The sequence below is a fragment of the Desulfobacula sp. genome (assembly GCF_021107415.1).
This window is the reverse complement of sequence record NZ_JAIOSW010000064.1, coordinates 1-8723: the sequence shown is the minus strand read 5'-3', so window position 1 is coordinate 8723 and position 8723 is coordinate 1. Positions and strand designations below refer to the sequence as shown.

Below are 8723 nucleotides of genomic sequence, written 5' to 3'. Positions count from 1 at the left end.
TATAAGAGGAGAACATCATGCGGAAAATAATATTATTTATAATGGTCGGTTTTTTTGTGACCGGCTTGGCTGTAACAAACACCTGGGCCAAACTCAACCCGGAGGAGGCTGCCCGTCTGGGCAAGGATCTTACCCCGCTCGGCGCTGAAAAAGCAGGCAATGCCGACGGCACTATCCCGGCTTGGGAAGAGGGCATCATTACACCACCTGCAGGCTATGAGCCGGGGATGCACCATCTTGATCCATTTGCCAAAGATCAAGTGCAGTACACCATCAACGCAGCTAATATGAATCAATATTCAGACAAATTAACTGAGGGGCATAAGGCCATGCTTAAGGCAATGGATACATATAAAATGAATGTCTATCCAACACGTCGCAGTGCATCGGTGCCCCAGCGTATTTACGACGCTACCATTAAAAATGTGGCAACTGCCGAACTGGTGGAGGGTGGCAACGGGGTAACCGGTTCGGTTATCGGTATTCCGTTTCCTATTCCCAAAAACGGGCTGGAAGCTATTTGGAACAGCTTGCTCAAATATAAGGGCGACAGTCTGGAGCGTAAATACGCAAAATTTCCCGTTACCCGAGGCGGATCATATGAAAAGGGATTTATCCACGGCAAGAATCTGTTTTTGTATCACCGGAAAGGTGCCACCGAGGAAAAACTCAACAATCTTATTTTTGTCCGACTGGCACTAACACTGGGACCTCCCCGGAATGCGGGAAAAGCCGTAGTTATTCACGAGACCCTGGATCAGGAAAAGGAATCACGCAAGGCATGGTCATATAAACCAGGTCAGCGCCGTGTCCTTCGGGCGCCCGATATGGGATTTGACAATCCAAATGAGGGTTCGGATGGAATCATAGTTACCGACCAGATTGATATGTACAATGGCAGTCCCCAGCGCTATGAATGGAATCTTGTGGGCAAGAAGGAAATAATTGTTCCCTACAACTCTTATAAACTGCATAGTGGTGATCTTAAATATAAGGATATTTTACAAAAACGCCATATCAACCCGGAACTGGCCCGTTACGAATTGCACAGGGTATGGGTAATTGACGCGACTTTAAAGCAGGGAACCCGCCACATATACAAACGACGGACATTCTATATTGACGAAGATTCATGGCAGATATTAGCTGTGGATTGCTATGATAACAGGGACCAGCTCTGGAAATTGCAGGAAGCCCCTGTGGTCAACTATTACGATGTGCCGGCATTCATGCCCACGTTCGAGCTTACTTATGATTTTCAGTCCGGTCGTTACAACGTATTTGGTGTTCACAATGAAGAAAATGAATATATTTTCAATAAAAAAATGTCTCCCAGAATTTTTACACCTGCAGCCTTAAGGCGAATGGGGACAAGGTAGGGCTTTACAACTTTTTCAAAACCAGGTGATTCAAAACCGGATCACCTGGCCGCCTTCTGGCGGAAAACGACTGGGCTTTGCAAGCTTAAAGGAGCATGTCATGGAGTTTAATAGACGAAAACAGACTGGTTACTGCCGTGTAAAATATTTTCGACTAAGGGCGCTGCTTCTTATGGCGTTGCTGCTTGCCATAATGATGCCGGTATCAGCTTTTGCCCAGCCAGACTATTCAGTGAAAGCACCTCTTGCAAGCCGATCTTTGCTTCTTGATGGGATGACTGCCAATGGAGATGTGGTCGTTGTTGGAGAGCGAGGGCATATTTTGATATCCAGTGATGGCGGCACCATATGGGAACAGATGGATGTTCCCAGCCGCACCACACTTACGGGAGTCTATTTTCACGACAGAAACCTGGGGTTTGCAGCCAGCTATTATCAGGAAATTTTACGCACAAAAGATGGTGGGAAAACCTGGAAAATAGTCCATGCCAAAACAGACGACGAACGTCCGCTTCTTGATATATGTTTTAAAAATGCAAATACCGGTTTTGCCATTGGTGCCTATGGTTTATTCCTTATAACTGAAGACGGCGGTGACACCTGGCGGTCCGATAAACTGAATATTACCAAATCCTTTACTGAGGAGGACGGCATCTCTGATGAAGAAGCTGCTCTTATGGGTGCTTTTGGTTTAGATGATGAAGAAGCTGCAGATTTTAAAGATGATGAAGAAGCATATGTTGAGGAGGTTTGTTTGAACAAAATCACCCAAAGTGCAACAGGACGAATTTATATTGCAGCTGAAATGGGGACGATCTATCGTTCGAGTGACAACGGACAAAGCTGGGTTTCGCTGGCTTCTCCATACCATGGGTCTTTTTTGGGTCTCCTTGCCCTTGACGGCGACTCGCTGCTTTTTTTTGGATTGCGCGGCCATCTTTTCCGGACAGACGATGGCGGTGATACCTGGCAGGAGATTGAAACCGGGACTACCTCCACCCTCATGGGCGGCACCCGTCTTGCTGACGGCAGAATTATCATCACCGGCCTGGGAGGTACAATATTGGTAAGTCGGAATGGGGGCAATAATTTTACATCTTATATACATCCCAGCCGAGAAGATATCATGACATCTGTATCACCTGATGGCAAGACCGTACTATTGATTGGTCAGTCCGGGGTGAAAAAGCTTCAGATCGATGGTCTCTCCATCAACCATTAACGCTTATCTCGGGAACGAGAAATGGGAGAATTAATCTCATGATTTCATTTTTAGAAAATTTTATCTTCCGGCACCGTGGCCTGATTCTGGTATTTTTTACAGTCATTACCGTTATTTTGGGATACTCATCATCAAAACTCTATATTGATGCCGGTTTTTCAAAGCTCCTCCCATTGGAACATGAGTACATGAAAACGTATCTCGACCATAAGGAAAGTTTTGGTGGCGGAAACCGAATCATTATTGCTTTGGTGGCAAAAGGCGGCGATATTTACACACCAGAGTTCTTTTCTACGCTCAAGAGCGCTACTGATGAGGTTTTCTTTCTGCCAGGCGTGGAAAGAAGTAAAGTAAAATCTCTTTTTACGGCCAATGTCCGTTTTGTTGAGGTCACCGAGGATGGGATTAATGCGGGTAATGTGATTCCGGCTGACTTTCAGCCCACACCACAGGGGCTGGATCAGGTGCGGCAGAATGTGCTGAAATCAGGTGTTGTGGGTCGCCTGGTGGCCAATGATTTTTCCGGAGCTATTATTAGTGCGGGTCTGCTTGACGTAGATCCTAATACCGGAAAGAAGCTCAACTATCTGAAGGTTTCCCGGGATCTTGAAGAAAAGGTCAGAACAAAATTCCAGACTGAAAATATTGACGTTCATATCATCGGGTTTGCCAAAGTCATCGGTGACATGGCAAAAGGTGCCAAGCGAGTGGTTATTTTTTTTGGAATCGCTTTTGTGATTACCGGGCTGATGGTCTATGTCTACAGTATGTCATTCTGGCGCACTGCTACAGTGTTATGCTCCTCCTCGATTGCTGTGGTCTGGCAGTTAGGTCTGTTGCCGATACTGGGGTTTGGTATTGATCCCATGGGTATTTTAGTACCTTTCCTTATTTTTGCCATTGCAGTGAGCCATGCTGTTCAAATGGTCAGTGCCACAGGCTCTGAGCTCTACAAGGGTGCCAGGCCGCAGGAAGCTGCCCGTATCAGTTTTCGCCGCCTACTGGTGCCATGTATCACCGCCCTGATTACCGATACCATTGGTTTTTTTACGATCTATCTGATACCGGTTCGAATCATCCAGGAGGTTGCACTGACCGCAAGCATAGGTGTTGCTGTTATTATTGTTGTTAACGGTTTACTGCTGCCGGTACTCATTTCATTTCCCCCGGCAAGTGAGAAATACCGGCGCAAGCTTCATCGCCGTGCTGAACGTCTTGCATCTGTCTGGAGGTCTCTGTCGCGCTGTGCCGAGCGAAAGATGGCTGTCACCATCATTTTGGTGGTGGTGTGTCTGACTATTTTCGGTGCATGGAAAGGGGCAGGCGTTAAAATCGGAGATCTTCACCAGGGTGTACCGGAATTCCGTCCTGATTCCCGCTACAACCTTGATACAGCGGCAATAACTGATCGATTCTCCATTGGTGTTGACTCCATATCAGTGATTGCCGAGACCGTGGCATTCGGCTGCCTTGACTATGAAGCAATGAACAGTATTGACCAGTTTGCCTGGCACATGCAGAATGTTGAAGGTGTGGTGTCTGTGGCCACACTTCCTTATATTGCCAAAAGGATGAACTCCCGCTGGCACGAAGGGAATCCAAAATGGAAGGAGCTGCCCAGAGGTCGTGTGGAAATTATGACAGCCACCTCAAGTGTTCGAATGAATTCCGGCATGCTGAATAAAGATTGCAGTGTCATGCCGGTGAAAATGTTTACAAGCGATCATACGGCTGAGACCATCAACCGCATCACATCTGCGGTAAAAAAATACATAGCAGCAAATCCGTCAGATAAGGTAAAGTTCAGGCTGGCCACCGGCAACGTCGGTATTATGGCGGCAACAAATGAAGAAGTGCAGGCCCGTCAGTTCCCGATTCTTTTTTGTGTATTCGGTGCAGTCATACTTTTTTGTCTGATTGCATTTCGTTCCGTTAGAGCAGTACTGGTCATCCTGTTACCGCTGGGGCTTGTATCGCTTCTGGCCTATGCGCTGATGAATTACCTTGAAATTGGACTGAAAGTGAACACCCTGCCGGTGGTGGCACTGGGTGTCGGGGTCGGTGTGGACTATAGTATCTATATCTATGGTCAACTTCGCAGTCTCATACAGGAGGGTAAGCCGCTTCGTGAGGCTTATGAACTTACATTAAATATTACCGGTAGTGCTGTTATGCTTACCGGGATCACCCTGGCCATTGCAGTGGGCACCTGGATCTTTTCACCCCTCCAGTTCCAGGCTGACATGGGCATTTTATTGACTTTTCTGTTTCTCATGAACATGATCGGCGCGGTAATTGTATTGCCTGCTCTGGCTTTCTGGCTTCTTAAAAAAGAAGGGCCTGAAAACAGTTTGAAGAAAAACCCCAAAGGAGTATTACAATGAAGCGTTTTCACTCAAACAGGAGACAAGGGAATATCAGGTTAAAATCTCACAGGACACTGTGGATGTGGGTTATAGTCACCTTGATTATGTCCAGCATTACACTTACCTCTTTTTCCAATATTGTCCATGCTAAAGAAACTAAAAAGCCAAACATTGTTTTTATCCTGTCTGATGATCATCGCTGGAACCATATGGGATTTATGGATCATCCCTGGATTCAGACGCCGAATATGGACCGGATGGCAAAAGAAGGGATAGTGTTTAACAATGCTTTTTGCACAACTTCTTTATGCAGCCCTTCCCGGGCAAGTTTTGTTACCGGTCAATATGCCCATAAACACGGCGTAACGAATAATATTACCCCCTGGAATAATAAGAATGTTACGGTGCTCGAGCTGATGAAAAAAGGCGGGTATAAAACCGCATTTATCGGCAAGTGGCATATGCCGGGTCACCTCCCGGAACTGAGAGGTGTTGATCGATTCATCACCTTTACCGCCAAGACCGGTCAGGGTCAATACTTTGATTGCCCGTTAATCATTGATGGTGTTGAAACCCAGAGAAAAGGGAAATACATAGGAAAAGACCTGACGGATTTTGCCATTGAGTTTATCAATAAAGAAAAGGACAATACCTTTTGCCTTTATCTTGCCCACAAGGCGCCCCATGGCCCTTTTAAACCGCCACCGGAGCTTAAAAATTTTTATGAGGATAAAAACATTGACCATTTACCCAAGTGGGCGCATCGTTACGCTGGTATGTGCGATGGAGGTATTTACGGCGGTGTTTTATGGAATGTGGAAGCCCAGTACAAGAGATACTGCAGCCTGATCACCTCCCTGGACCAGCAGGTGGGAAGGGTTATTGATGAACTGGAGCGGCTGGGGATCGCAGATAATACGATTGTAATTTATTCAACAGATAATGGATACTTTTTTGGTGACAAGGGACATTTTGATAAACGCTGGGCTTATGAACCCGACTTGCGGATTCCGTTTATTGTAAAATATCCTGCTGGTATCAAAGACCCCGGAAACCGGTCCGATAAGATGATTCTTAATGTAGATCTTGCCCCAACCCTTTTGGACCTGGCCGGAATTTCAGTTCCCGCCTATATGGATGGGAAGAGTATTCTGCCGATTTTAGAGGGCCAATCAATTACCTTGAGAGAAGATTTTCATTATGAGTTCTTTAAAGATTTTCCACCGTATACGGTTCCCGGGATTGATGCGGTCAGGACAAATGAGTTTCTCTATATTGAATACAATGAATCCCGCATGAAGCCGGAGCTTTACAATATCCTGAAAGACCCCGGAAACATCCATAATTTGATGGAAACACCCGAAGGTGCAAAGGTCCTTCCCGGCCTGAAAATACAGTTAGAGGAATATAAACGGAGGAAGCGACATGGATAATACAATAACAGGACGTGAAAAAAAATCTCTGGCCGGATTTTTTATCCCGGCTGGTATTGTTTTATGTTTCTGGCTCTTTTTAAATCTTGCCTATCACCTTATCGGAACGATTGATGATGTCTCCCTGTATCGAACCCTGGCCGCCGTAATCTGTGTTTTGCTTTATGTCAGTGTGGGTTTCAGCAGTCTGCTTATTTATCCTGTTATGTACTTTAACGGCGCTTCGTTTAAACTGCGGGTGATGGGTGTATATATTATGCCCCTGGCCTGGTGTATAAAGGAATTCATCCGGGCAACCTCCGGGGTGACACTTTTGGAGGGATTATTTTATGTTCTCTTTACTTCCCTCCAGTTATGGCTGCTTATAGGGCAGGTCGGATTAATAGGTGTAAGCGAGCTTGTGTGCAGGGCAATCGTGAAACGCAAAAACGCATCCATCAAAATTGTGACTCCGGGACCGATCATTGCGATACTCATCTCATTGGCAGCGACTTATTTTATCATCATCTGGGGAGGTGGACTCAATTTTCACCTGATGATTAAGATGATTTATGTGAAACTGTTTTTATGATTAATGTTTTTTAAATAAAATGTTTTAAGAGGTTATCATGAAGTATAAAATTAGATTGATATTGATATTGATGCTTTTTGTTTATTTTCTCCCGGCGTGTGCCAAGGTTAAGATATTGACGGCACGGCTATTGATCACAGAATCGACCCCAAAAACATACAGTTTGCCGGAAAAAACAACATGGAAGCCTAAAGGAATCAGGGATTTTTCAAGCAACAGGAACAGCAACAGCCGTCCAGTGACTTTTGGGCGGGCAATGCATACGGACCTGCGCGGATCAGATGAAATTGCCACGGTAATATCACCGGCAGTCGAACTTGATTGGACAGCTGAACAAAACTTCTTTGTGCCCGAAGGCCCGGTCTTTGACAGTCAGGGTAATATTTATTTTTGTCCGATTTTTCCGCCGGAAGATCTGATCATGATCTCTATCGAACCGGAAAAGGGAAAACGCAGGTGGGTTCTGCCGGGTTTTAGTGCCGGAGCTGGAACGCCGATGATTCTTACTGATCCGGAAACCTACGAAGACTTGATATATGTCGGCACTTATGACAGGGCTGTCGCTGCCAAAATCGATGGGACCATACTTTGGGATGTTCCCACTGGATTGCCCAAACTTCAACCAGGATCACTAAAGCCGAATCAGCACAATTTCGGCCTAAACTACCATCCCCAAACCGATTCCTTGATTGCCGCATTGGGAGACGGCCATATTTATGTTTTGGATCGAAAAACCGGGAAACAGCGGTTATCGCAACCTTTCATGATGCCGGGTGACCGGACGGGTGTAACCAATTTTTCATTGCCAAAAAAAATCGCTGAAAAGGCAAACAAGGATATCGCCCATATGGTCGGTGATACCAGTGGCAGTATTGACCCGATAAGCTCAGTCCTACATGTTGCCGCAGGAGAGCTGCAGAAAATAACCAACTTTTTTTCCGTGGACAGCAATAGCGGTCGTATTTGGATTGCGGCCACCCTAGCCGACGAAGAAGATGGGAAAAAAGATGGGTGGGCTGACTTTGCAGCCTTATACGGTCTGGATCTGGTTCAAGAGGACGACAGCTTTCGGTTGGAAGTCAAGGTGATCTCTAAAGTTCCAGGGGGCACAGCCTCAACACCCGCAATCAGCGCTGATGGGAAAAGGGTTTACATCGCTGATGCCTTTAATTCTGTTTATGCCGTTAATACTTCTACAGGGGACAAGATCTGGTCTGTCAACGTTGAAGCAAAAGTGGCAGGATCACTCGTGGTTTCCGCAGATAACGGAGAAATTTTTGCAAACACGCGAACAAAAATCAAGAAGATCGTTGATCGAGGTGATTATGCAGAACTGGCATGGACCGCTAACCTGAATATGTATGATACAGGTAATTTCCAGGAAAATATTAAAGCCTTAGGCGCTGAAGTGGGCGCCAATGGTATTGCTTTCACCGGTGCCGCAGGCGTTGTAATGGGTAAACAGAAATTTCCACTGAGACTGGGCGCCGGGTTGATTGATAGAGAGACCGGAGAGGTTGTCTATTTTGCAGATGGTGCGGAAGATTCTGTTTCATCCATGGTAACGGGCCCGGATGGCGGCATTTACGTGGGCAACTCTCCCCTTAGAAGGGTCCTGGGACGGGCGATTTTAGGAAATTCAAAAAGCCCCAGGCCCGTTGTCGGTGGCATAACAAAGTTCAAACCGATTCACCAGCATCTTATCATAAGAGATGCCCTCTGGGCCGCAGCCAATAGAGCTGTAAACACGGC

The 8723-nt window shown here is 46.1% G+C and carries 6 protein-coding genes; all 6 read left to right on the top strand.

The genetic code is table 11. From position 1 onward, the window contains the following. Positions 1–17: 17 nt before the first annotated feature. Positions 18–1379: a DUF1329 domain-containing protein gene (locus tag K8S13_RS03495; RefSeq protein ID WP_291460481.1), complete on the top strand. Its 1362-nt coding sequence runs from the start codon at positions 18–20 to the stop codon at positions 1377–1379. Between the two features lie 100 nt (positions 1380–1479). Further along, positions 1480–2601, top strand: a complete 1122-nt coding sequence (locus K8S13_RS03490) for a YCF48-related protein (RefSeq protein WP_291460479.1) — start codon at positions 1480–1482, stop codon at positions 2599–2601. A 38-nt stretch (positions 2602–2639) separates the two neighbouring features. Continuing rightward, positions 2640–4985 (top strand): efflux RND transporter permease subunit, encoded by a 2346-nt coding sequence (locus K8S13_RS03485; RefSeq protein WP_291460478.1) that lies wholly within the window; start codon positions 2640–2642, stop codon positions 4983–4985. Further along, on the top strand, positions 4982–6400 hold the full coding sequence (locus K8S13_RS03480) for a sulfatase (RefSeq protein WP_291460477.1): 1419 nt from the start codon (positions 4982–4984) through the stop codon (positions 6398–6400). Before K8S13_RS03485 ends, K8S13_RS03480 begins: the two co-directional genes overlap by 4 nt. Beyond that, the gene (locus K8S13_RS03475) at positions 6393–6971 is read left to right on the top strand and encodes a hypothetical protein (RefSeq protein WP_291460476.1); all 579 of its coding nucleotides are present in this window, start codon (positions 6393–6395) and stop codon (positions 6969–6971) included. Before K8S13_RS03480 ends, K8S13_RS03475 begins: the two co-directional genes overlap by 8 nt. Before the next feature lie 37 nt (positions 6972–7008). Further along, positions 7009–8723, top strand: a 1715-nt coding sequence (locus K8S13_RS03470) for a PQQ-binding-like beta-propeller repeat protein (RefSeq protein ID WP_291460475.1), incomplete at its 3' end; no start/stop codon positions are given.

Excerpts from the sequence above, each read along its gene's own strand:
- K8S13_RS03495 (WP_291460481.1), top strand. The coding sequence starts at position 18 with ATGCGGAAAATAATATTATTTATAATGGTCGGTTTTTTTGTGACCGGC.
- K8S13_RS03490 (WP_291460479.1), top strand. The coding sequence starts at position 1,480 with ATGGAGTTTAATAGACGAAAACAGACTGGTTACTGCCGTGTAAAATAT.
- K8S13_RS03485 (WP_291460478.1), top strand. The coding sequence starts at position 2,640 with ATGATTTCATTTTTAGAAAATTTTATCTTCCGGCACCGTGGCCTGATT.
- K8S13_RS03480 (WP_291460477.1), top strand. The coding sequence starts at position 4,982 with ATGAAGCGTTTTCACTCAAACAGGAGACAAGGGAATATCAGGTTAAAA.
- K8S13_RS03475 (WP_291460476.1), top strand. The coding sequence starts at position 6,393 with ATGGATAATACAATAACAGGACGTGAAAAAAAATCTCTGGCCGGATTT.